Source organism: Nostoc sp., from assembly GCF_036919575.1.
Lineage (GTDB): Bacteria > Cyanobacteriota > Cyanobacteriia > Cyanobacteriales > Nostocaceae > Nostoc.
In genome coordinates, this window is the sequence record NZ_JBALBY010000082.1 from 11,601 (window position 1) to 34,230 (window position 22,630).

The 22,630-nt window shown below is 46.5% G+C and carries 15 protein-coding genes; 5 read left to right on the plus strand and 10 right to left on the minus strand.

The window, feature by feature from the left end; genetic code table 11:
* Positions 1-17: 17 nt before the first annotated feature.
* Positions 18-2,009, minus strand: coding sequence for an ABC1 kinase family protein (locus V7K27_RS21150; RefSeq protein WP_334950041.1), 1,992 nt, complete (start codon positions 2,007-2,009; stop codon positions 18-20).
* Between the two features lie 71 nt (positions 2,010-2,080).
* Between V7K27_RS21150 and V7K27_RS21155 the strand changes: the two genes are divergently transcribed.
* On the plus strand, positions 2,081-2,239 hold the full coding sequence (locus tag V7K27_RS21155; RefSeq protein ID WP_334950042.1) for a hypothetical protein: 159 nt from the start codon (positions 2,081-2,083) through the stop codon (positions 2,237-2,239).
* Between the two features lie 126 nt (positions 2,240-2,365).
* On the plus strand, positions 2,366-4,144 hold the full coding sequence (recN, locus tag V7K27_RS21160; RefSeq protein WP_334950043.1) for a DNA repair protein RecN: 1,779 nt from the start codon (positions 2,366-2,368) through the stop codon (positions 4,142-4,144).
* Between the two features lie 40 nt (positions 4,145-4,184).
* Here the strand turns inward: recN and V7K27_RS21165 are convergent, their stop codons facing one another.
* The 4 genes from V7K27_RS21165 to efeU all read right to left on the minus strand — a co-directional run bounded on the left by V7K27_RS21165 (position 4,185) and on the right by efeU (position 9,144).
* A complete protein-coding gene (locus tag V7K27_RS21165) occupies positions 4,185-5,249 on the minus strand; it encodes an alpha/beta hydrolase (protein WP_334950044.1) in 1,065 nt (354 codons plus the stop codon).
* A gap of 553 nt (positions 5,250-5,802) precedes the next feature.
* On the minus strand, positions 5,803-7,062 hold the full coding sequence (gene efeB, locus V7K27_RS21170; RefSeq protein WP_334950045.1) for an iron uptake transporter deferrochelatase/peroxidase subunit: 1,260 nt from the start codon (positions 7,060-7,062) through the stop codon (positions 5,803-5,805).
* A 29-nt stretch (positions 7,063-7,091) separates the two neighbouring features.
* Positions 7,092-8,279: an iron uptake system protein EfeO gene (gene efeO / locus V7K27_RS21175; protein ID WP_334950046.1), complete on the minus strand. Its 1,188-nt coding sequence runs from the start codon at positions 8,277-8,279 to the stop codon at positions 7,092-7,094.
* Positions 8,280-8,310: 31 nt separating this feature from the next.
* The gene (gene efeU, locus V7K27_RS21180; RefSeq protein ID WP_334950047.1) at positions 8,311-9,144 is read right to left on the minus strand and encodes an iron uptake transporter permease EfeU; all 834 of its coding nucleotides are present in this window, start codon (positions 9,142-9,144) and stop codon (positions 8,311-8,313) included.
* A 549-nt stretch (positions 9,145-9,693) separates the two neighbouring features.
* On the opposite strand from efeU, the gene V7K27_RS21185 reads away from it, so the two are divergent.
* A complete protein-coding gene (locus V7K27_RS21185; RefSeq protein WP_334950048.1) occupies positions 9,694-9,894 on the plus strand; it encodes a hypothetical protein in 201 nt (66 codons plus the stop codon).
* On the opposite strand, the gene V7K27_RS21190 is transcribed toward V7K27_RS21185, so the two are convergent.
* Both V7K27_RS21190 and V7K27_RS21195 read right to left on the minus strand, forming a co-directional pair.
* Entirely contained in the window at positions 9,840-10,748 is a 909-nt protein-coding gene (locus tag V7K27_RS21190; RefSeq protein ID WP_334950049.1) for an alpha/beta fold hydrolase, read from the minus strand. The genes V7K27_RS21185 and V7K27_RS21190 overlap by 55 nt on opposite strands.
* Positions 10,749-10,917: 169 nt before the next feature.
* Positions 10,918-11,427 carry a HugZ family pyridoxamine 5'-phosphate oxidase gene (locus V7K27_RS21195; RefSeq protein ID WP_334950050.1) on the minus strand — a complete coding sequence of 170 codons (510 nt, stop codon included), beginning with the start codon at positions 11,425-11,427 and terminating at the stop codon, positions 10,918-10,920.
* A 248-nt stretch (positions 11,428-11,675) separates the two neighbouring features.
* Between V7K27_RS21195 and V7K27_RS21200 the strand changes: the two genes are divergently transcribed.
* Together V7K27_RS21200 and V7K27_RS21205 are read left to right on the plus strand one after the other, a co-directional pair.
* On the plus strand, positions 11,676-13,160 hold the full coding sequence (locus V7K27_RS21200; RefSeq protein WP_334950051.1) for a CIA30 family protein: 1,485 nt from the start codon (positions 11,676-11,678) through the stop codon (positions 13,158-13,160).
* 192 nt (positions 13,161-13,352) lie between these two features.
* Positions 13,353-13,700 carry a hypothetical protein gene (locus V7K27_RS21205; RefSeq protein WP_334950052.1) on the plus strand — a complete coding sequence of 116 codons (348 nt, stop codon included), beginning with the start codon at positions 13,353-13,355 and terminating at the stop codon, positions 13,698-13,700.
* Positions 13,701-13,795: 95 nt separating this feature from the next.
* Here the strand turns inward: V7K27_RS21205 and V7K27_RS21210 are convergent, their stop codons facing one another.
* The 3 genes from V7K27_RS21210 to V7K27_RS21220 all read right to left on the minus strand — a co-directional run bounded on the left by V7K27_RS21210 (position 13,796) and on the right by V7K27_RS21220 (position 22,197).
* Positions 13,796-16,747 carry a two-partner secretion domain-containing protein gene (locus V7K27_RS21210; RefSeq protein ID WP_442947632.1) on the minus strand — a complete coding sequence of 984 codons (2,952 nt, stop codon included), beginning with the start codon at positions 16,745-16,747 and terminating at the stop codon, positions 13,796-13,798.
* A gap of 304 nt (positions 16,748-17,051) precedes the next feature.
* The gene (locus tag V7K27_RS21215; RefSeq protein WP_334950054.1) at positions 17,052-19,535 is read right to left on the minus strand and encodes an S-layer family protein; all 2,484 of its coding nucleotides are present in this window, start codon (positions 19,533-19,535) and stop codon (positions 17,052-17,054) included.
* A gap of 220 nt (positions 19,536-19,755) precedes the next feature.
* The gene (locus V7K27_RS21220; protein ID WP_442947633.1) at positions 19,756-22,197 is read right to left on the minus strand and encodes a two-partner secretion domain-containing protein; all 2,442 of its coding nucleotides are present in this window, start codon (positions 22,195-22,197) and stop codon (positions 19,756-19,758) included.
* Positions 22,198-22,630 lie beyond the last annotated feature (433 nt).

A 22,630-nucleotide genomic window follows, 5' to 3' on the forward strand; every position in this document is an offset into this window, starting at 1 on the left:
AACCGCTATAACTTTTACTACGATACTAACAGCTGTCGAATTAGCCTAGCTACAGCCTTTTGCGTGAAGCGGTTAGCAACTTGTTGACCCAAACGTTGTACATCTGAATTTACCAACAACTGGGCAATTTGGGGTACAAGTTCCACTGGGTCAAAGCCTTTTGTTTCTCGGAGAATACCTAATATATGTTTGATATGCTCCAAGGTTTGTTGTTGCTCAACTGTCGCCGCCGGAGTTTTATTAACTGCTGTCAATCCTACCCGTTCCCGCAACAGGGAAGTGAAGTTATGCAAAACATTTTTACCTAAAGCATCGAGTCCGTTAACAGATTCATCTACTAACTTATCACGAATGAAAGCACCGCGTTCAGATGACAGAAATTCTATCCCCTGATTCAGCACTAAGTTTAAGTCGTAATCTTGACTATTACGCGCATTTCGTAATAAGTTTTCTAACCGGTTCCAGCGAAATCTGCCATCTTTAAATAGCAAATCTTGCAATGATGCTCTTAATTGCGGTGCTGGATCAGTTAACAGGCGTTTAGAAACGTAAGGATAAGCTTCACTGAGAACTTTAAAGTTGGGATCTATAAAGATTGCAATACCTTCGAGCGTCACCAGGGAGCGAATAATTAAGGCGTAATAGGGTGGTACGCGGAAAGGATATTCATACATCAAAGCCGATAGTTCATCGGTGATGCTTTTAATATTAAGATCGGCAACACTGGCTCCTTCGGCATCAGCAAAGACTCTTGCAAAAGCTGGGATAATTGGTGTTAAATCGGTTTCTGGTGATAAGAAATCTAACTTAACGTAATCTTTTGCTAATCCTTCAAAGTCGCGGTTAACGACGTGGACGATCGCTTCAATTAAACCATAACGCTGTGCTGGCTGAATCTCACTCATCATCCCAAAGTCGAGATAAGCCAATTTACCATCTGGTGTTGCTAACAAATTACCAGGGTGCGGATCGGCGTGGAAAAATCCGTGTTCTAGCAATTGGCGCAGGGAACACTGTACACCCACTTCAATTAAGTAACGAGCATTTATGCCTTCGGCTTTAATTTCTTCTGTCTGGGTTAATTTGATGCCGTTAATCCACTCCATCGTCAAGACGCGACGATTGGTGTATTCCCAGTAAATTTTCGGTACATAGATGTCTTGGATATGACCGTATAATTCAAAGAATCGTTCAGCATTTTCACCCTCATGGATGTAGTCCATTTCTTCAAAAATGCGATCGCCTAATTCATCGAGAATCCCAACTAAGTCACTTCTTACCCGTTTGACCTTTTTCTGCACCCAAGCAGCCAGCTTACGCAAAATATACAAGTCAATGGCAATCCGCTCTCTTAAGTCGGGGCGTTGGACTTTAACGGCGACTTCTTCACCAGTTTTTAGCTTACCTTTATAGACTTGCCCCAATGAAGCCGCAGCAATTGGCTGGGCGGAGAGTTCAGCGTAAACCTCTTCTGGAGGTGCGCCTAGTTCTTCTTTAATAAACTGGTAAGCAATTTCGTTGGGAAAAGGCGGTAATTGGTCTTGTAGCTTAGTTAATTCTTCTAAATATACGGGAGGAACCAGATCCGGTCTGGTGGACAAAGCTTGTCCAATTTTGATGTAAGCAGGCCCCAGTTGGGTCAGCAATATTCGTAGCTGAGTGGCTCGGCGGCGATCATTTTTGACAACAACTCCCCGCTTACCATCCGACCACAACCCAAAAGCAAAAGATAGAGTCGGCCTCAACACAGCGAAAATCCGCCCTACAACTTGCAGAGGTCTGTTTTGGTAATGCGCCGCTATGCTCACGGGATCGTAAAGCGTCTCAGGTTGGGCAGTTGTCCTCACCTTTTGGGCGGCTAAGAGTCTTGGTGATTGCACAACCAAGTCTTGTGTACCATTTTTTTCTGGCACTATATCAATAACGTCCAGTTCACCTCGGCGATTTGTGCCGTTGGGACGGTCTTCCTGAATCGGTCGGGAACTAGGGGGAAGTGTCTTAACAATCATGAAGAAGGCCACCAGTCAGAACGATCACGTTAAGTATTGTAACAATATGTTGAGGCATTGGGGAGTGGGGAGTGGGGAGTGGGGAGTGGGGAGTGGGGAGTGGGGAGTGGGCATTGGGCATTGGGCATTGGTTATTCTCCTCATCACCCTCATCACCCTCATCACCCTCATCACCCTCATCCCCCTCATCGCCCTCATCTCCCTCATCTCCCTCATCCCACTACCAATAGGTCTGCTACACTTAAATGGGCATACTAGTTCAATAGTAGTAGCTATTGCTAGTTGCTGAAAGAGCATACTTAATTGTCCTGTAAATTGGAAGTTTCCGCATCTGCCCTCACGGAGAATTTGGCTTGATGTTGCTTTGCCTGCGAATTGAAAACTTTGCCCTAATTGACCAACTGGAATTGGAATTTGGCGCGGGACTAAATGTGTTAACAGGTGAAACCGGCGCTGGAAAATCGATTATCTTGGATGCCATTGATGCTGCTTTGGGTGGTAAAGTCTCTAGTCGAGTCATTCGCACGGGGACAAGTCGGGCGATGGTAGAAGCGACTTTCACTTCAAACGCTCCCCTAGCTGCTTGGTTGACTGAACAAGAAATAGATTTGCTTGATGAAAATTCCGTAGTCATTAGCCGAGAAATCACAGCCACTACTAGTAATATCCGCAGCCGATCGCGGGTGAATGGCGTGTTGGTAAATCGGCAAATTATGGGAGGAATGCGCGATCGCTTGGTGGAAATTACAGCCCAAGGTCAAACGGTACAAGTGGGACAATCTGCCCAAGTCCGCGACTGGTTAGATTTATATGGCGGCGACTCTCTAATGCAGCAGCGTCATCAGGTCGCTAAGAGCTTCAGTACTTACCAACAGGCACATCTAGCACTAGAAAAACGCCGGACATCAGAACGGGAACGGTTGCAACAATTCGACTTGCTCACCTATCAAGTGCAAGAATTGGGAGCAACCAATCTGGGCGAAGCTAATGAATTGGAACAGTTGGGACAAGAACGGGAACGCCTGAATCATGTCGTCGATTTGCAACAGATGAGTTACAAAGTTTATCAAGCTTTGTATCAAAACGATAATGAAACTCCCGCCGCCGCAGATTTATTGGGAGACAGTGAAGTGACATTAAATCACATGGTGGAATATGATACGCAACTGCAACCCCTATTGGAATTGGTGCGGGACGCGCAAGCGGCGGTAATGGAAGTGGGAAGGCAGATTAATGCTTATGGGGATGGTTTGGAAGCCGATCCGCAAAGGTTGTCAGAGGTGGAAGAACGGATTCAGGAATTAAAGCAAATTTGTCGTAAGTATGGGCCGACACTAAAAGAAGCGATCGCTTATTACGAACGTATCCAAGGGGAATTAGCCCAACTTAACGACAGTGAACAATCTATTGAAAGTCTGGAACAGCAAGAAAAGGCGTGTTTTGAAAAACTCACCCAAGCTACTAATCAGTTAACTCAACTGCGGGGTCAGGCGGCTGCTAATTTAGAATCACGTTTGATATCTCAACTCAAGCCCCTAGCGATGGAAAAGGTAAAGTTTCTGGTTGAAATCGTGCCTACTTTCCCAACTGCGATGGGAGCAGATAAAATTACCTTTATGTTTAGTTCCAACCCTGGAGAACCACTACAACCTTTAACAGAAATTGCCTCTGGTGGGGAAATGAGCCGCTTTTTACTGGCTTTGAAAGCTTGTTTTTCTCAGGTTGATGTGGCTGGAACAATGGTTTTTGATGAAATTGATGTCGGGGTTTCGGGAAGAGTCGCCCAAGCGATCGCGGAAAAATTACACCAGCTAAGTCAACGCAACCAAGTATTATGTGTTACCCACCAGCCTTTAGTTGCGGCGATGGCCGATCGCCATTTTCGCGTGGATAAACAAACTATCAATTCAGGTAAAGGTAAAAAAGCCAACAATGACAACGGCGAACAGCGTACCGTTGTCAGAGTTACTACCTTGGATAATTTAACCACACGCCGGGAAGAATTAGCGCAATTAGCTGGTGGGAAATCTGCAAGTGATGCGATCGCTTTTGCTGAATCCCTGTTATTACAAGCTGCTAACCACCGTCGCGGGGAGCTTATCATTAAGACCACAGGGGAGCAGGGAGCCTTCTAGCAGGGGGACAAAGAGTTTTCAGGTGTGTAAGCAACCACGCTCAATTTTGGTGACTTCTTGGATAATGGTGACTTCTTGGATAATTTGGGTATCTCTCTGCGAGCTGCATCTGCTCCAGCACTGCACGCCCCAAGAGACCATAGGGGTTGCCGAGCGTTTCGATGATCTCGAAGTGGTTGTACTCCTCGCCGACCAATACCTGTATCGGCTTGCCGTGCGCCTGCACGGCTGCTGCAAATTCACGCGACTGACGCATGAACTCCGGGCTCTCAAGTGTGCCATAGGCGACGATCACCGGAGCGTTGATCTGGTGCAGATGGCGCTGCGGACTCAACGCTTGCTCCACCTCGTCGGTGAAGTTGATGTATTCGCTGCGGCTCGACAGACGCACCGCTTTCAGGTCGAACATACCGCTACAGCATAACCCGCCTTTAACGATGTCAGCCGGCAGGTTGAAGTCCCGACGCCAGTTGGTAGTCAGGATGACGCCAGCCAGATGGCCTCCCGAAGAGTGACCAGAGACATAGATGCGGTTAGCATCTCCGCCAAAGTGCTGGGCGTTGTGATACACCCATGCGACAGCGCGGCGCACCTGCTGGGCTAGCGGCAGCAAGCTTCCGCCCACGTCCTGCACCCAGGCGAAGTCTAGCACGACGAAATGTACGCCAGCCTGCACGAAGAGTTCCGCTGGGAAGGCATAGTCCTTGGCTAAACCTGAGCGCCATGCGCCACCATGAATGTGGATATTGATCGGCGCGTTATGGCGCTCGGCCCTGTAGACATCGAGTCTCTCGATGGGAGTAGCACCATAGGCATAGCGCTGCGGCGCGCCCAATCGGGTACGCACGTCATTGCTGTTGGTAGCGTAGCGCTTGAGGAGCTGTTGTAAATTTGCGGCCCAGACGCTCTGGTCATAGGCGGCATCGAGTTCGGCTTGATCCAAGTCCAACCAGACCAGTGGCCCTTTGAGGCGCGGCGTTTGGGACGCTGGCGTCGGTTGCTGGGCAAGACCAGTCTTGGCGGCTGCAATCAGGGCGACGGCGGTGCCACCACCGAGAAACACGCGTCGCGTCATGCGATTGTGCGACATGTCTTTAGTGGTCATAAGCAATTGCTTCTTTGGTCAGAATATTTACCATTAGTTGATCACTATTGCACAGATTTGGGTTTTGCGAACATACAGTTGGCTTTGTGGAACAACTCAAATCTTGGTTGACTGATACAGCGGCGACGGTCGATGCTGGTTATCCTGATAATCGTCAACTTGTAATTATAGCGGTGTTATCTTCGATAACGGTAACAAGGCAGGTTTCGATTCAAACTGACCCCGGTTCCATTATTAATTTAAGAGCTGAAAGAGTTATGAATTACTACCCATCCCACTAACACAGTTGAACATTTTTTAACGTAGACGCAAAGCGGCTTCCCGCAGGGTACTGCCAAGGCGCAGAGAAGCCAGTGCGTTGCGGTGAATCCAGCGCTGTAGGCGGGTTTCCCGCCGTAGGCGACTGGTAAACCCGAAGGGGGGTTCCCACGGCAGTCGCTCATGGAGGAAACCCCAAAACCGCGCTGCCTAAGAGTTGTAGCAACTGGCGCGACGCACAGAGAAGAAAGAAATTTTTAACTGAACCGCTACGGGCTTTGGGATACGATGATGCTCATGCTTCTAGTAATGACTGACCGAGATAACCTCCTTCAGCTTTAACACCAGGTAAAGCAAAGAAATATCCACCACCAATGGGGCGAATGTACTCCTCCAAAGGTTCCCCAATCAAGCGATTTTGCACCGTCACAAAGCCCTTTTCTAAATCAGCCTGAAAACAGACAAACAACAAACCCATATCTAAATGTCCAGATTTGTCAAACCCGCGTGAATAATTGAAACCACGCCGCAGAATCAAACTCGACTCTGATTTGCGTGGATTAGCAAGGCGGATATGAGCATCTAGGCGAATTTGTTGACCCTTTGGGTCTTGAGCATAATTGGGAATATCTTTCTCGTGATTCATCCCCAAGGGTGCGCCAGAGTCCTTATTACGCCCAATAATTGTCTCTTGCTCCTGTAGTGGTGTCCGATCCCAGTGTTCGACTAAGTTGCGGATCACCCGCACCACTTGATAGCTTCCCCCGACTGTCCAAGCTGGTTCGCTGCTGTTTGGCTGTACCCAGACAATCCGGTTCATCAACTTTTCATCGCTAGCATCTAGATTTGCTGTCCCATCTTTAAAACCAAGCAGGTTACGCACCGTAGTTTTGCCTTGCTTTTTGTGGGTATTCGGCGGCAGAAACCCCGCTATTTGCCAACGCAAAGTTATCAAGTCAGGCAAGTTCTTAATGATGTCGCGTAAAGCGTGGAGATTCGATTCCTCAGTATTTGCACAGAATTGCAACAGTATATCCCCATGACATAAATCTGGGTCAAGCTGGTCATTGGGAAAACCTGGCATAGTATCTAACCGCTTGGGTTTCAAGTTGCCAAGTCCAAAGCGGTTATCGAATAGTGAGTTACCCACAGCTAAGGTGATTGTCAAGTTATTGGGAACCACTACAGGCCCAAGAATCCCCGAATCATTGGGTGGAAATTTGGGGTCGCGCGACTTGGGTGTTCCCCCTGCCATGAGAAACTGGATGCGCTCTGTTAAAGTTTTGAACAACCGCACTAAATCTGCTTTATTGGCAGCAGTTGTATCAAATGCGACCATCAGTCCCGATGCAGGAGTAGGGGTAAGAATACCTGCTTGGTGAAGTCCAAAGAACGGCACCATCTCTTCAGATGGGTCAAGAGGTGTTCCTAGAAGAGTACGATAACCCAAACTGGTCAAAGCTGCTACTCCACCTGCTGCGGCCATACCGATGAGCAAGTCACGACGGCTGATGCGGGGAGTAATGCGTAAATTTGGTTGCTTTGTAATAGACATAGTTTCCTCCTCTAGGAATGATTGATAAATTACTCAACTCCCAAAGTGCCGCGCAGCTGAGACAAATCTTCAGCAAGAGATGCGATCGCTGTTTTCATCTCTTTCTTGTCTGTTTCACTCACCTTATTGTAGTTAACAAAACCACCATCAGGGGTTTTGTACTTAGCAAGTTGTTGGTCAACTTTGGTGAAATTTGCATCCACACGCGCCAGTAGTTCTGGGTTGGCTTTTTGGATGACGGGACGCAATAACTCGACAATCTTTTGGGAACCATCGACATTAGCGCTGAAGTCCCAGAGGTCAGTACGGCTGTAACGGTCTTCTTCTCCAGAAATCTTGGTTTTACCCACTTCTTCAATCAAGTCAGCAGCACCACCAACCATGTTTTTCGGTTCAATGGTCAAGGTGGCAATGCGCTTTTGTAAATCTAGTGCATCTTTCTGTAGCTTTTCGGCATAGGGTTTCATGCCTTTTGTAGTTTTGTCCTGGAATAAAGCTTTCTCTAGGCGATGGTATCCGGTGAATTGTGGGTCAGCCTCTTTTTTGGCAAAGTCATCAGCACGGGAATCCATGCTTTTGTCGAGGTCGGAGAACAATTCAGCTACCGGTTCTGTGCGTTCATAGTGAAGATGGGCAGATGCATAGGTTTTTTGAGCCTTGGGAAGGTCGCCAGCAATTACGGCATCTGTCAATATCTTGGTTTTAGTAACCAGTTGGTCAATTTCTTTAGTGACGTAGACTTTATATTCTGCGATCGCACCGACTAATTGACCCTGATTTACAGTCCCTTTGGCTTGAGAATCTCCTCCAGCTTTCACTGTGATTTTACCTTTAGGATTGCTGCGTAAACCGCAAGCCATGTCATAGTCACCCGGTTCTAGATTGGTTTTGAGTTTTTGAACGAAGCCAGGAGCAATATTTTCCTTTTCTTCAACGACTTTCACCCCAGACAAAATCTCCCACTCCATAGGTTTGCTGCTTTTGTTGGTCAGCACAAAGGTGTTTTGCCCAGATGTTACTGTCAGCTGATTGGGTTCGCAACCTTGATCTGTCACAGCCAAAGCTGTTTCTGTAGGATTGTTAGCAGATGTATCGCTGGCTACTTTAGCTTCTGGAGTATTATTCGCGGCAGTATCGCTTGATTTGTTCGATTCACAGGCAGCTACTGTCAAGGCAATTAGACAGATAATTGTTGAATACTTTAAAACATTTTTCATTGTTGTCTTTTCCTAAAAATTATTGAAGTAGCTAATAATGCCTTGCTGTAGTCTTCTGTGCCGTGTTATCACCTAAGAAAAACAGCGACATGGTAGGAATTAGATAGCCAAAATAGGCGATCGCTTCGCTGACAGTCGGGGCATCGTTATATCCAAAAAATCCTGCCAAAAGTGAACCGAGAAACCCGTTATTGGGAAGTACCCCGCTAGCATCGAATACCACTGTTTGCAGTAAATTCCACACTCCGGCTTCATGGAAAGCTCTCACCCCACTTGCTAAAAGTCCAGCAGCAACCAGGATAATGAAGGCTCCTGTCCATTTAAAAAATCGCTTTAAGTTGATGCGGATACCACCCTGATAAATGCCTACACCGACGGCTAGTGCGGCTGCATATCCAAACAATGCCCCCACGGGAGCTTGAATTCCCAAATTTTGCTGAAACGTGGCCAGCAGAAACACTACTGTTTCCAGACCTTCCCGCAGGACTGCAAAGAATGACATCCACACGAGTGCTGTACCCCATTTATCGCCCGACTGAATCGCAGTTTCAATTTGAGACTGTAACTCGCCTTTAAGAGAACGAGCCGCACGGCGCATCCAGAAAACCATCCAGGTGAGAACCCCAACTGCGACGATGGAAATTACCGCTTCAAATAGTTCTTGTTGTTTCTGGGGAAACTCCTGACTGGTTATTTGCAAAATAATGCCAGCAGCTAGACAAATTAAAGTCGCTAGTGCGATGCCAATCCAAACTGACTTCATCAAATGGGTACGTCCAGTTTGCTTGAGATAACTGGCAATTATCCCCACGACGAGTGCAGCTTCAACGCCCTCTCGGAACATGATCAAGAAGGGAAAAAGCATGGATAACCTTATTAGTTATAATTACTATCAAATCATCATGAGAATAATAGCTTACTTGAGAACCTTTGTATATAAGTGCAAGTGAAAAAATCTCTAAAATCCTGGAAGAATAAATTTTCGGTTGAATTTAGGACTTACGCTGTACAAAATAACTATTCTGTGTATTAACGAAATTTGGTTGTTTCAGGCTGTTGGGACTACCTTGAGATGAGTAGCGTCACCGAACAGCCCACACTTCGACCCAACTCTTAGAGACGCTGCGCGTAGCAAGATCCCGAAGGGTACGGCGCAGGCTCAGGGCAGGCAAGCTCTGTTACCACCGTAGGCATCGCAGTTTGATAGTGAAAACCCCGCTTGAAACGACTGCGAACCCGGAGGGTGAAAACCTTGATATTTACACCGTAGCCCACTTAGGAATAAGAATTACCTCACCCTCAATCCCTCTCCTTATAAAGGAGAGGGAAGCTAGATACAGGATGAACTTTTGCATTTTGTTTAATCCACGTTCCTTAGAAGCTTCTGGCGATCGCATCACTATAGAGATGGGCATTGGGCATTGGGCATTGGGCATTGGGCATTAATTATTCTCCCCCATCTCCCTCATCTCCCTCATCTCCCTCATCTTTCCCCACTCCCCACTCCCCACTCCCCACTCCCCACTCCCCACTCCCCACTCCCCACTCCCCACTCCCCACTCACCGAAGATACCGTTGCAATAGCCCAATAAAAACTTCTGGTATTTCCAAATGAGGTAATATTCCGGCATCTGCGATCGCATAAAAATCTTGAATTGCACTTGGATTTAAATTTGCCAATCGTCGTCCTAATTTAATGTTGGTAAATTGTGCCTTTTCTCCCCAAAAAATGACGGTGGGAATTGTCAGTTGTTGAATATATAAACTCACGTCAAAATAAAGATCGCCCCGCAAAAATGACAAGGCGGCAAATTTGCCATTAGGCTGTTGTGCAGAGGTTAAATAAGCCTCCACCATCTCTTGGGATACTCGTTGTGACTTAGCAAACAGAAAACTTTGTAAAAAATTTCGGACTGCAATTTCATTTTCAGCACCAAGGATGTAAATAAAATTGTCTAACAGAGGCGTATTGATCACCGAAAGCGGAAGTCTGCGTCCAGCACCCTCTCCAAAATCATCAAATCCAGAGGGGGACACCAAAAACAGGGCTTTGAATAAATTGGGTTGAACAATAGCTAGGCGGATAGCAAAAGCGGCTGTTAGAGACGAAGCTACCACCGTCACAGGCTGGCGACAAGTTTGGATGATAAACTCGGCGATCGTGCTGAGATAATCCCTAATTTTATAATCCCGGACTGGATGAGCCGATTCTCCCCAGCCGATTAAATCGGGCGCTAAAATATGGTAATTAGAGGCAAAAGCCGGGTAAACTTTAGACCATTCGTATGCAGACGCTCCACCACCAAAGTTATGGAGAAACAGTAATGGGGGTAAATCTTCAGTATTAGCGATCGCTTTGCCCACCGCAGGCATCGCCCAAGGTGCATTCGTTTGGGTATAGTAAACCATTGCCCCCAAGGATGTATGGATGATTTTATGTCCAAAGCCAGGAGGTTGAAACTGAAGCATAAAATTAAAAAGTTTAGTTTAAGTTTAAATAAGAGTCTGAAACTCTCTTTAATTTTGAATTGTTAACAAATTTGGTGGGTCTAAATCCACGTTATAAAACTGTACCTTTCGGCGTAGCTCAGGGCATCGCTTCCGACTTCCGACTTCCGACTTCCGACTTCCGACTTATTTAACCTTGCTTTTTGTCGGCATCTCCTGTGATCTGAACAAGTTGATAGAGGTTATCACCACTGATGTGATAGGCTGCCCCAAAACCAACTACAAAACGACCTTCACTCGGAGTTAACTGGAAAATCCGAAAGTCAGACAAGCCGCGTAAAACCTCGATAATTTGACCAAAGCGCCCTTGAAATTGCTCAACAATTTGATTCCACTTGTCAGTTTCACGCTCGATCAAAGTTGTCGTACAATCAAAACTCAAACGACGACGGGCAAAAATTAGATTACTCTTAGCTTCATCCTCGATAAACAAGACACTAACATGAGGATTCGCATAGAGATTTTTGGTATGAGTCGAAAGACCACTGACGTAAATGTAGATATTCTTGGAATCATCCATTACAAAGGGAGCATAACTAGCATTGGGTATTGCTTGTGCGCTCACGGTGCTAATGATTACACTCTCAAATGCTTCAGGAAACTTTTCGTACTCAGCTTGAATGTTTTCAAGTTGACTCATAAGTAAATTACCATTTGATTAGAAACACCTAATTACAGCAGATTTCAAGGAAAGTGAAGTACACAACGATTCGTCCCAAAGTGAGGTATAAACCCTGTTTTACTTCAGAATTCTGAATTCTGGATTCGGAATTCTGAATTCTGCTGTAAGTATCCTAACGTAATTGAGCATTATCCAAGTTATGAGTACCGGAGGATTTCGAGAAACAGACATTGAGCTAGACTTAAGAAAGTTATGAGGACGCAAATGTGAGTGACAAAAATCGTTCTCAATGGGATTTAGGCAGGTTTATCGAAACCCTGACTTACTTTGAGGTAATTCCTTTCCTTAACTGGGTACAGCAGTTAATCCAAGGTCGTCCTAATGATAATCAAGATAGACCCAATGGAGGAAGAAATGTGGGTGTAATATTAATAGCAGGTGCAACCGGTGGTGTAGGTAAACGAGTGGTCAGGCGATCGCTCGAACGGGGTTATAAAGTTCGCGCACTAGTTCGAGACATTGAGAAAGCGCGGTCAATTCTTGGTAATGATATAGACTTGGTGGTTGCGGATATCACTCAACCAGAAACTTTAACTCCTTTAGTTATGGCTGATATCCAAGCTGTAGTTTGTTGCACAGCAGTGCGTGTGCAACCAGTTGAGGGAGACACAGCAGATAGAGCCAAATATTATCAAGGTGTTAAATTTTACCAGCCAGAAATTGTTGGCGACACCCCAGAAAATGTAGAGTATCAAGGTGTCAAAAACTTAGTCCAAGCGGCCGCAAAATATTTACCCCAAGCAAACGAAAAACTAATATTTGATTTCACGAAACCATCAGCAGAATTAAAAGATAACTGGGGAGCGCTGGATGATGTCGTCATGGGTGGCGTGAGTGCCAGTAACATCCAATTAGGGGAAAATACAGCTTTGTTTGCTGGTAATGTCTCCACCGCTAACTCTGGCGGATTTGCTTCGATCAGAACCAAGAATTTTGATCCACCATTTAACTTATCTGATTATGAAGGTGTGAAATTGCGCGTCAAAGGTGACGGCCAGCGTTATAAAATCTTCCTACGGACAGATCCAAAATGGGATGGCATTGGCTACAGCTATTCTTTCGATACCGTAGCTAATACCTGGATAGATGTTCACATTCCTTTTGCAGATTTGATTCCCGTCTTTCGGGCAAAAATTGTCAAAGATGCGCCGCCAATTGAGCAGAATAGAATTTGTTCATTCCAACTGATGTTGAGCAAATTTGAATATGATGGTGCTTTAAATCCCAAATTTTCTGCCGGTGGTTTTACTTTGGAGTTGGAATCAATTAAAGCTTACGGCGGGACAACTTTACCACAATTTATCCTCGTCAGTTCAGCAGGTGTGACTCGTCCCGGACGTCCCGGCATTAATTTAGATGAAGAACCGCCAGCAGTGAAATTAAATGACCAATTGGGAGGAATTTTAACTTGGAAATTAAAGGGAGAAGATAGTTTAAGAGAAAGCGGAATTCCTTATACGATTATTAGACCTTGTGCTTTAACGGAGGAAGCAGGAAGTAAGGAATTAATATTCGAGCAAGGGGACAATATTAAGGGCAAAATCAGCCGTGAAGATGTGGCAGAACTTTGCGTGCAAGCCCTAAAAGTAGCGATCGCTAGTAATGTCACCTTTGAAGTAAAACAGGGAGATAATACTGTTGACTCTATCGATTGGCAGAAGCTATTTTCTAACTTAGAACAGGATAAATAAGTGAAGTGTCTACAGACTTATACGGGAGCATCTCAGTGAAAGCAAAAATACCAGACGATAAACCTCACCCCAACCCTCTCCTTACCAAGGAGAGGGTTGGGGTGAGGTTTTACAAGGCTTTTTACACTCATTGAGATGCTCCCGACTTATACTCTCTAGCCATACTAATATATCTTGTCTAAAGAGACTCTTATGAAAAAAATCCAAGTGCTAATACTTGCTGGGATTTTAGCAATAATTATCTGGGGCGGGTTATTTGCAAACACTGCTTCATCGCAGCAAGTGGAGTCCCGCATCAACAACCTAGAAGCGGACTTTAATCGTGTCGAGTCGCGGTTAAACCAGATAGAGTCTCAACTGGGTCAAAGTCGCCAGTCTCCATCCCGAAGAACAAGACTTACCCCACGACAGTCAACTGGTTCCAGAGGAAACTTATCACAGCAAGATCCGATGTTTGATCGGTTGGCAACTTTGGTGATTGAATTGAAGCAACAAGTCAATAAATTAGAGCAGCGAGTTTCTAAATTAGAAACTCGCTGAATATCTATAGCAGAATTCAGAATTCAGAATCCAGAATTCAGAAGTAAAACAGGGTTTATATCTGGCTTTGGGACGAATCGTTGTGTACTTCACTATTAAATTTTGCCAAGAGCAGCACAGGTTAATGGTTGCTGCACCTGAGTAGAAGGTTTATCTGCAACTAACTCAATTTTGCCTTGGGCGTTGCGATGCCAGGAAGTAGCTTGGACAAGAACCTCTGGGGATTCAGGTATTTGGGCTTGTACCTTCTGTGTTTTACGGTATGCAGAGATGTCGCGGATATCAGACCAAGTGCGTAGGCGTAGCCCGTCGTAGACATCGCTCGTCACTTGTTGAAGGGGATTTTGCGGTATTCCACCCCGTCCCGTTGCCACAAAACGGCTGCCTTCACTGCCCGCGCAGCCTGTAGCTATTTGCTGCGATGGGTCGGTGACATTTGCTGGTAGTTCGACTAAACCAGAATTGGGATTGACATCAGGGTTAGTAATTTGGACATTACCGTTAACGCCAAATTGCGAACTGGCAGTAATATCGTTTTCAGAAGTAAGTTGAGTCCGATATTTTAGACCAAAGATACCCTGAGTGGTAATTTGAATGTTGCCACCCTTGCCCTCAAAAGCATTGGCAATAATATCGCTATTTTCTAACCCGACGATCAGGGGAGCCTTAATGGTGATGTTGCCACCGTCGCCACTGCCACCTGCTTCTGCGGTGATCGTACTACTATGACGCAGCAAGAGGACGTTTGCGACATCCAAATTGATATCACCACCTTGACCAGAGGCGGTGGTTGCCAGAATCTGACCATTATCCAAAGAAACTTGATCTGCTTGGATACTTAACTGTCCAGCATTACCTGTCCCAGAGTTTTTCAGGTTCACGCGTCCATTATCGCGCAGTGTGAGGCGGTTTGTTGTGATGCTCAACCTACCCGCATTACCCGTAGGAGCATCCGGTAAACCATAAAATTGCCTCGTAGTCTTATCTGTAATGGGTGCGCTAGCTGCGATCGCAGAATTCAAGATATTCTTCCCTTCTACTAAAATGTCATTTGCCTGGATAGTTAATGCGCCTGCATTGCCTGTGGCTTGGGTGATTGTACTGATTGATGCACCATCTTGGACGACCAAGTGATTAGTTTGAATTGTCACATCCCCAGATCTACCATTGCCTAATGTGTTGCTTCCCAGAACAGTCGGAGCTTTTGTGAACTGATTTATGCCAGTGATGCTGAGGCGATCTGCCACATTCACGGTGACGTTGCCAGCATTTCCTAAATTATTGGACTGTTTAACGTCACCAAATATGCCAAACACTGGCAAAGTACTTGTTGACAAGATGGCTCCAGCTTGTAATGTCAACTTTGGTGTAGTCACAGATATATTACCCCCATTCCCGGAGCCTGTAGTAAAGCTACCGATACCGCTAATTAGGGTTGGTGAGATTGGGTATGCACCCACCATGTCTATAGCTTGCCGTGCCACTACCGTTATATCACCCGCATTGCCGACACCCGTCCCAGGTGTTCCGGCGATCCGAACAGAAGCGGCGAAAATTTCCCCTCCATCTAAAAGGTGCAATGTCCCTGTGGAGACATCAATATTGCCGCCATTGCCAATCCATGATGTGTAAGCACCAATTCCACTAGCACTGAAACTGAGGGGATGTGCTGCGATCGCGGTAATATCTTCTGCGACATTGACGGAGATATTGCCCCCACGCCCAGTAGCCCCAGGAAAGACAGTTGTTAAAATTCCACCACTTTCCTTAAGAGTCACTTGCCGCGCCCCTACAGTGATATCTCCCCCGGCTCCTGATGCATAAGTTTCACTGCTAATACGGCTACTGCTACTCCCAGTCGGTGCTAAGGGAGATTTCAGAGGAATAGTACCACTGGCGGTAATAGTATCTGCTCGTACTTCCACCTTACCTGCTGCCCCTGCACCCAGGCTCAGGGTTTCAATCGCTGCGCCATCCTCCAAAGTCAACTGCCCTGCTTGAATATTCACTGCTCCGCCGTTCCCCGTCGCTTTCTGCGCCACCTGATTGACAATCCAAGCGCTGGGAGCTTGAGCATTGGCATTTACTCCACCTAAAAAGAGCGATCGCGCTGCATTCACAGTAATATTTCCCCCCTGTCCACTACCCGTAGTTGCACCAGCAATTTGAGATTGATTCAGGGTAATATCGCGTCCCACAACTTGAATCCCTCCGGTAGCATTGCCGATGGGGTTGGGATTCCACAGGGAGGAACGGTTTTTAAAGTTAATGTCTCCTAGTTCTGCGACTTGGGTGTATTCTAGTTGCCAACCCGTGGTAATGGGGGTCAGGCTGACTGTACCACTATTCACTGCACCGATTTCAATCCGTCCAATAGGAGCAGTAATCACGCCACCGTCAAAATTGACATCACCACCGACAAGGGCAAGTGTCTGTCCCGGACTTGCTACTATCCCCAATTTGTTGGTGGGAACAATGCCATCATTACCCGTGCCTTGCACCTGAATATTTCCCGTTGCTTGACCAAATTGCAACCCCACGGGTACGCTGATGGTTAATAATGGTGGTGTTGCTGAATTTACTGCACTAAATTCGACTCCATCAGCAAACTTAATACTATTCGCCGTCGTTCCCACGAAGGAACCGCCAATATTCAAGCGGGCATTTGCCCCAAACACAATCCCCGCAGGATTCATTAAAAACAAACTCACCGGATTACTACTATTAAGCTTGCTAATTAACCCATCAATATTGGAAACATTTCCACCTGTCACCCGACTAAAGATGGTAGCGATATTTGGGGTATTAATTAAATTGAAGGTGGCTGAACCACCCGTAGGCACAGAGAAATTATTGAAACTATGAAATAAATTATTACCTTTTTCAATTCCGTTAAGAATTGTGAAATTATTACCATTTGGGGTAACAGTGGTGTTGGTTGTACCATCAGATGTCACCTGTGCGATGGCTGGTAGTACCAAAGCGGAACTCAAGAACCCGATTGTGAGTGTAGATAGAAAAGCGTAGGCGTAGCCCGTCGTAGACATCGCTCTCATACCAAAAACTTCCTTTAACTGATTTCAAGTTAGAGTTCCCGAAATTGCATGATTAATAACATGATTAAAGAAGTCGGAAGTCGGAAGTCGGAAGTCGGAAGTCGGAAGTACAGTTTTGCAACGGGGATTTAGCGAGAAACGCGGTCTTGGGCAAAGCCCCAAGTGGAGCGATTTCTCAAGACAGCGCTGCATTGCGGTCTTGGGGTCTCCCCTCTTGAGCAACTTTGTAAGACAGAACAAGACTTACATACTTTCTGCCGTCGTTAGGCAGGGGAATTAAACTGAACATACTTTGTTAAATTTTGGGAACAGCAGCACAGGTTAATGGTTGCTGCACCTGAGTAGAAGGTTTATCTGCAACTAACTCGATTTTGCCTTGGGCGTTGCGATGCCAAGAAGTAGCTTGGACAAGAACCTCTGGGAATTCAGGCATTTGGGCTGTGACTTCGGCGATTTTTCGGTATGCAGAGATATCGCGGATATCAGCCCAAGTGCGATTGCTCGTCACCTGCTGCGTTGGGTTCTCAGGAATACCACCCCGTCCCGTTGCCACAAAGCGGCTGCCTTCACTGCCCGCACAGCCTGTAGTAATTTGCTGCGATGGGTCTGTTACATTTGCTGGTAATTCTACTAAACCGGAATTGGGGTCAACTCCAAAATTGTTAATATCAACTGTACCGTTAATACCAAATTCGGAACTAGCGGTGATGTCGTTTTCTCTTGTGAGGCGATCGCGGTATTTGAGTCCAAATAAGCCTTGGGTGGTAATGTTGATGTTACCGCCTTTACCTTGGAAAGCATTGGCTACGATATCGCTGTTTTCTAATCCAACAATGATGGGCGAATTGATGGTGATGTTGCCTCCATTGCCTGTACCTCCAGCAGTGGCAATAATATTACTACCGTGGCGCAAGATTAAGACATTTGATTGCAGATTAATTCCGCCCCCTCTTCCAGAGTTCGTGGTTGCCGAAATTTTTCCAGAGCGATCGAGGTCGATCCTGTCCGCATTGATGTAGAGGTTTCCGGCATTACCAAAACCTTGGTTATTGACCCGCACCAGCCCTCCATCCGTAATCTGTAAGCGTGGGGTATTAATGATCAGATCGCCTGAATTGCCAGTAGGCATAGCCGATAGCCCGACCGCTTGCTGAAAAGCTAAAGGTAGCACCGGCGCACTGGCACTAATCTCGCTATACTTACCCGAAGCGGCACTCATGCCACTGACGATAATTTGCTCGGAAACATTGACTCGCAAAATCCCAGCATTGCCCTTGCCCAGGGTGGTGGCTCCAACGACTGCGGCATCCAGTACAGTTAGCCTAGGCGTATTTACGGTGACTTGCCCAGCATCTCCCCGGTTTAAACTGACGGTTCCGAGCAAGCCAGCCTGGAAATTGAAGGGATTTTCTCCAGTCATTTCAATGAATTCAGTGGCATTGACAATCACATTACCCGTTGCACCAGTTCCCTGACTGCCAGCGGCAACCGAACCGCCCGTTTTCGTTCTTAATTGTCGTGTCGTCACTTGAATATTACCGCCTTGTCCAGTATTCCTAGCTTCTGAAACGATCTCGCTACGAGTTGCGGTAGGTTGCAGCGATGAAAACCCAGTCAATTGAATGGCATCTGCCGCGACTGAGATATTTCCTCCCATTCCAGATCCATAAGTACGGGTAGTAATTTTTCCGCCATCTTCGAGTAGCACTTGTGGTGCAGTAATTACCAAATTGCCACCCGCACCTGCGATCGCATTAGTTACCACAAGGCTTTGGGCAAATCCATAGGTGCCCACCCCTTGCATGGAGAAGGACTCACTAGCATTGACCTTAATATCCCCAGAAATTTGATTCCCCTGGTTAGTTAACAACACCACAGAACCATCATTCACGTTAATATTTCTGCCTTGGAGGTGAATCGAACCCCCAGTAGCACCACTAGCGTCAGCAAGGGCTTGACGCGAAAACCGAATATCGCCGTACTGCTGGAGAGTGCCGTAGTCAAAATTCCAGTCAGGGGATGCCGTGCTGAGATTAACGGTTCCGGCTCTGGCGCTACCGAGTTCTAGATGACCCGATGGGGCGGTCAGAATACCACCATCTAAAACAATATCTCCCCCCACGAGTGCTAGGTTTTTGCCAGGAGCAACGCCCAATCCGTTGGGAGTTGTTCCCATCTGAAGCGGGGCATTTGCCTCAATCAATCGGTGTCCGGTATTTTGGACAGTAATCATTCCTGGTGTTTGTCCCATTTGCAGTCCGATCGGCACACTTATTGTCAATAAGGGTGTCGCAGTCGGATTGACGGCACTAAATTCGACTCCATCGGCAAATTTAATACTACTCGCCGTTGTTCCCACAAAGGAGCCGCCAATATCCAAACGGGCATTTTTACCAAACACAATCCCCGCAGGATTCATCAAAAACAAACTCACCGGATTACTGCTATTAAGCGTGCTAATTAACCCATCAATATTAGAAACATTTCCACCTGTCACCCGGCTAAATATAGTTGTAATATTTGGCGTGTTAATTAAATCAAAGCGAGCATAACCGCCCGTAGGTACAGATAAATTACTGAAGCTATGAAATAAATTATTACCTTTTTCAATTCCGTTAAGAATTGTGAAATTATTACCAGTTTGGTTGACAATGGTGTTATTTGTACCATCGGATGTCACCTGAGCGATCGCTGGTAGTACCAGAGCGGAACTTAAGAACCCGGTTGTGAGTATAGATAGAAAAACGTAGGCGTAGCCCGTCGTAGACATCGCTCTCATCACGAAAAACTTCCTTTAGCTGATTTCAAGTTAGAGTTCCCTTTTAGGGGATGATTAATAACATCATTAAAGAAGTCGTTCGTCTGAAGTCGGAAGGACGCTCACGGACTCGCTACCGCTACGCTAACGGAAGTACAGTAATGTATAGGGGATAAAGACTCATTGCCACAAAACTTGCGGCTTCTCTTGTAGCCGGGGACAAAAAAGCGCCGAATGAAAGTTAAATTTTGGGAACAGCAGCACAGGTTAATGGTTGTTGCACCTGAGTAGAAGGTTTATCTGCAACTAACTCGATTTTGCCTTGGGCATTGCGATGCCAGGAAGTAGCTTGGACAAGAACCTCTGGAGATTCAGGTATTTGGGCTGTGACTTCGCCGATTTTTCGGTATGCAGAGATGTCGCGGATATCAGCCCAAGTGCGCTCGCTCGTCACTTGTTGAAGGGGATTTTGCGGTATTCCACCCCGCCCCGTCGCTACAAAACTGCTGCCTTGACTACCCGCGCAGCCTGTAGCAATTTGCTGCGATGGGTCGGTGACATTTGCTGGTAGTTCGACTAAGCCGGAATTTGGATCGATACCAATATTATTAATATCAACTGTACCGTTAATGCCAAATTCGGAACTGGCGGTGATGTCGCTTTCTCTTGTGAGGCGATCGCGGTATTTCAGCCCAAAGATGCTTTGAGTGGTAATGTTGATGTTACCGCCCTGACCAAGGACTGCATTGGCAATGATATCGCTGTTTTCTAAACCGACAATCACCGGTGCGTTAATTGACAAGTTACCACCATTGCCGTTGCCCGCAGCAGTGGCGGAAATCAGGCTATTGTGACGCATCAGCAGAGAAGAAAGTAAGTTTAATCTGACATTACCTCCGTTTCCAGAGGCGGTTGATGCGGTGATAGCGCCTTGGTTGTCAAGGAAAATAGAGTTGGCGTTAACTTGCAAATCTCCGGCGTTGCCTGGACCATCATTTTTGACGCTGATATATGCCCCATCTGTGATGCGTAACGACGGTGTGTTAATGGTTAGGAAACCAGCGTTACCGCTGGGAATGGCAGGCAGTCTAAAGGCAGCTTGAGTGGCTGGATCGACAATTTCGGCGGTTGAAATGATGCGGCTAGGTACGATCGATCCGGCACTTCTACCCTGGATATCTACGGACTTTGAAGCATTAATCGTCACGCTAGCTGCTGAACCCGTGCCAACGGTGTCAGACCCTAGGAATCCACCGTCTCGAATCACTAATCTGGACGTATTGACAAACACGTTATTGGCATTTCCAGATCTGACAGTCGCTGAAAGCAACTGACTTGGTGACAATGTAATGGGGTTTAGTCCAGCGATTTCGATTAAGTCTTGTGCATTAATTCGTAACGTTCCAGCCTGTCCAGAGCCTCCGGTTATAGAGAACAAACCGCCACCATTCAGAATTCTCAGGTTGCCGGTTGAGACCGTAAGGTTGCCTGCGTTGGCGGAGTTAGATGTGAATGTTGCAATCGAGGACGCATTGGCTGGGTTGGCGGGGGCAAAGCCATCGATATCGATCAACCCTGCAACATTGACTGTTATATTGCCACCAAGTGTTTGAGTAAACGTCCGAGTACGGATTCCTCCTCCATTTTGGAGGGATAGCTGCGCGGCAGAGATGGTAATATCACCCGTCTGACTCGTTCCTAAGTTCTCGATTTCGATGAGGCTCCCCAGCCTACCATCGGGTGTATTCCCCATGAGGTTAAGCGACTGGGTGGCATTGACTGTAATCCCCCCAGACGGTTCGGCACCAAAGTTTTGGATCAAGGCAACAGAACCCTCGGTGAAGTTGATATTCCGTCCTTGTAATTGGATGGAGTCTCTGCTGCCACTGGCATCTAGCAGAGATTGCCGCGCGATCTGGATATCGTTGAATTGCCGCACCTCTGAGTAGTCCCCGACCCACCCCGTAAGAGTGGCATTGAGTCTGACTTGCCCATCGCTGACACTGCCTATTTCCAAATGCCCGCCACCATTAACGGCTGCAATGCCACCGGACAAGTTAACCGCACCGCCTAGAAGCGCCAGTGTATTACCTACCCCAACTTGTAACCCGATGGGATTATTGCTGCGATCTACGGGGGTAAAAAGTCCGGCGATCAGTCGATGTCCACTCCCTTGTAATGTAATCCCCCCTGAGTTTTGCCCAAATTGTAAGCCGATCGGCGCAGTTATCGTCAACAACGGTGTAGCACCAGGATTAATCGCGCTAAATTCCGTCCCATCGGCAAAGTTAATACTATTCGCCGTCGTTGCCAAAAATGACCCGCCAATATTCAAGCGGGCATTTGCCCCAAACACAATCCCCGCAGGATTCATCAAAAACAAACTTACCGGGTTACTACTATTAAGCGTGCTAATTAACCCATCAATATTGGAAACGTTTCCACCTGTAACCCGACTAAATATGGTTGTAATATTTGGCGTGTTAATTAAATTGAAGGTGGCCCAAGCACCAGTGGGTACAGAGAAATTATTGAAGCTATGAAATAAATTATTACCTTTTTGAATACCGTTAAGAATTGTGAAATTATTACCATTTGGGTTGACAATGGTATTTGTAGTACCATCAGATGTCACCTGTGCGATCGCGTAGCGACTCCAAAGGAGTATCGCTGGTAACACCATCCCGTAACTCAAAAACCCGATTGTGAATGTAGATAGAAAAGCGTAGACGCTTCGCGTCGTTAGCGCAGCGTTAGCGAGTCTTCTCCCAAGGGGAGACGCTTTAGCGCAACGAGCGTCTTGTGACCCCCCGAACCCGTTGGCGCAGCCTCTGGTAGAGTTGGGCTTGTCGTTAGACATCGCTCTCATGGCATAAATACTCCCTTTTAACTGATAATCTTAGGATTCCCGAAATAGTCGTGTTGGTAACACCCGTTGGCTGGAATCAAAATACAGCAGAATTCAGAATTCAGAATCCAGAATTCAGAAGTAAAACAGGGTTTATACCTGGCTTTGGGACGAATCGTTGTGTACCTCACCAACTTGAATTCTGCTGTAATTAGCAGCTATTAGAAGTTATCGGGAGTTTAAATAGAAAAAGGCTCTACAAAGCACC

What these genes read in the sequence shown, in the direction of transcription:
- V7K27_RS21150 (WP_334950041.1), bottom strand. Translation starts at nt 2,009, where the DNA reads ATGATTGTTAAGACACTTCCCCCTAGTTCCCGACCGATTCAGGAAGAC.
- recN (WP_334950043.1), top strand. Translation starts at nt 2,366, where the DNA reads ATGTTGCTTTGCCTGCGAATTGAAAACTTTGCCCTAATTGACCAACTG.
- V7K27_RS21165 (WP_334950044.1), bottom strand. Translation starts at nt 5,249, where the DNA reads ATGACCACTAAAGACATGTCGCACAATCGCATGACGCGACGCGTGTTT.
- efeB (WP_334950045.1), bottom strand. Translation starts at nt 7,062, where the DNA reads ATGTCTATTACAAAGCAACCAAATTTACGCATTACTCCCCGCATCAGC.
- efeO (WP_334950046.1), bottom strand. Translation starts at nt 8,279, where the DNA reads ATGAAAAATGTTTTAAAGTATTCAACAATTATCTGTCTAATTGCCTTG.
- efeU (WP_334950047.1), bottom strand. Translation starts at nt 9,144, where the DNA reads ATGCTTTTTCCCTTCTTGATCATGTTCCGAGAGGGCGTTGAAGCTGCA.
- V7K27_RS21190 (WP_334950049.1), bottom strand. Translation starts at nt 10,748, where the DNA reads ATGCTTCAGTTTCAACCTCCTGGCTTTGGACATAAAATCATCCATACA.
- V7K27_RS21195 (WP_334950050.1), bottom strand. Translation starts at nt 11,427, where the DNA reads ATGAGTCAACTTGAAAACATTCAAGCTGAGTACGAAAAGTTTCCTGAA.
- V7K27_RS21205 (WP_334950052.1), top strand. Translation starts at nt 13,353, where the DNA reads ATGAAAAAAATCCAAGTGCTAATACTTGCTGGGATTTTAGCAATAATT.
- V7K27_RS21210 (WP_442947632.1), bottom strand. Translation starts at nt 16,747, where the DNA reads ATGTCTACGACGGGCTACGCCTACGCTTTTCTATCTACACTCACAATC.
- V7K27_RS21215 (WP_334950054.1), bottom strand. Translation starts at nt 19,535, where the DNA reads ATGAGAGCGATGTCTACGACGGGCTACGCCTACGTTTTTCTATCTATA.
- V7K27_RS21220 (WP_442947633.1), bottom strand. Translation starts at nt 22,197, where the DNA reads ATGGTGTTACCAGCGATACTCCTTTGGAGTCGCTACGCGATCGCACAG.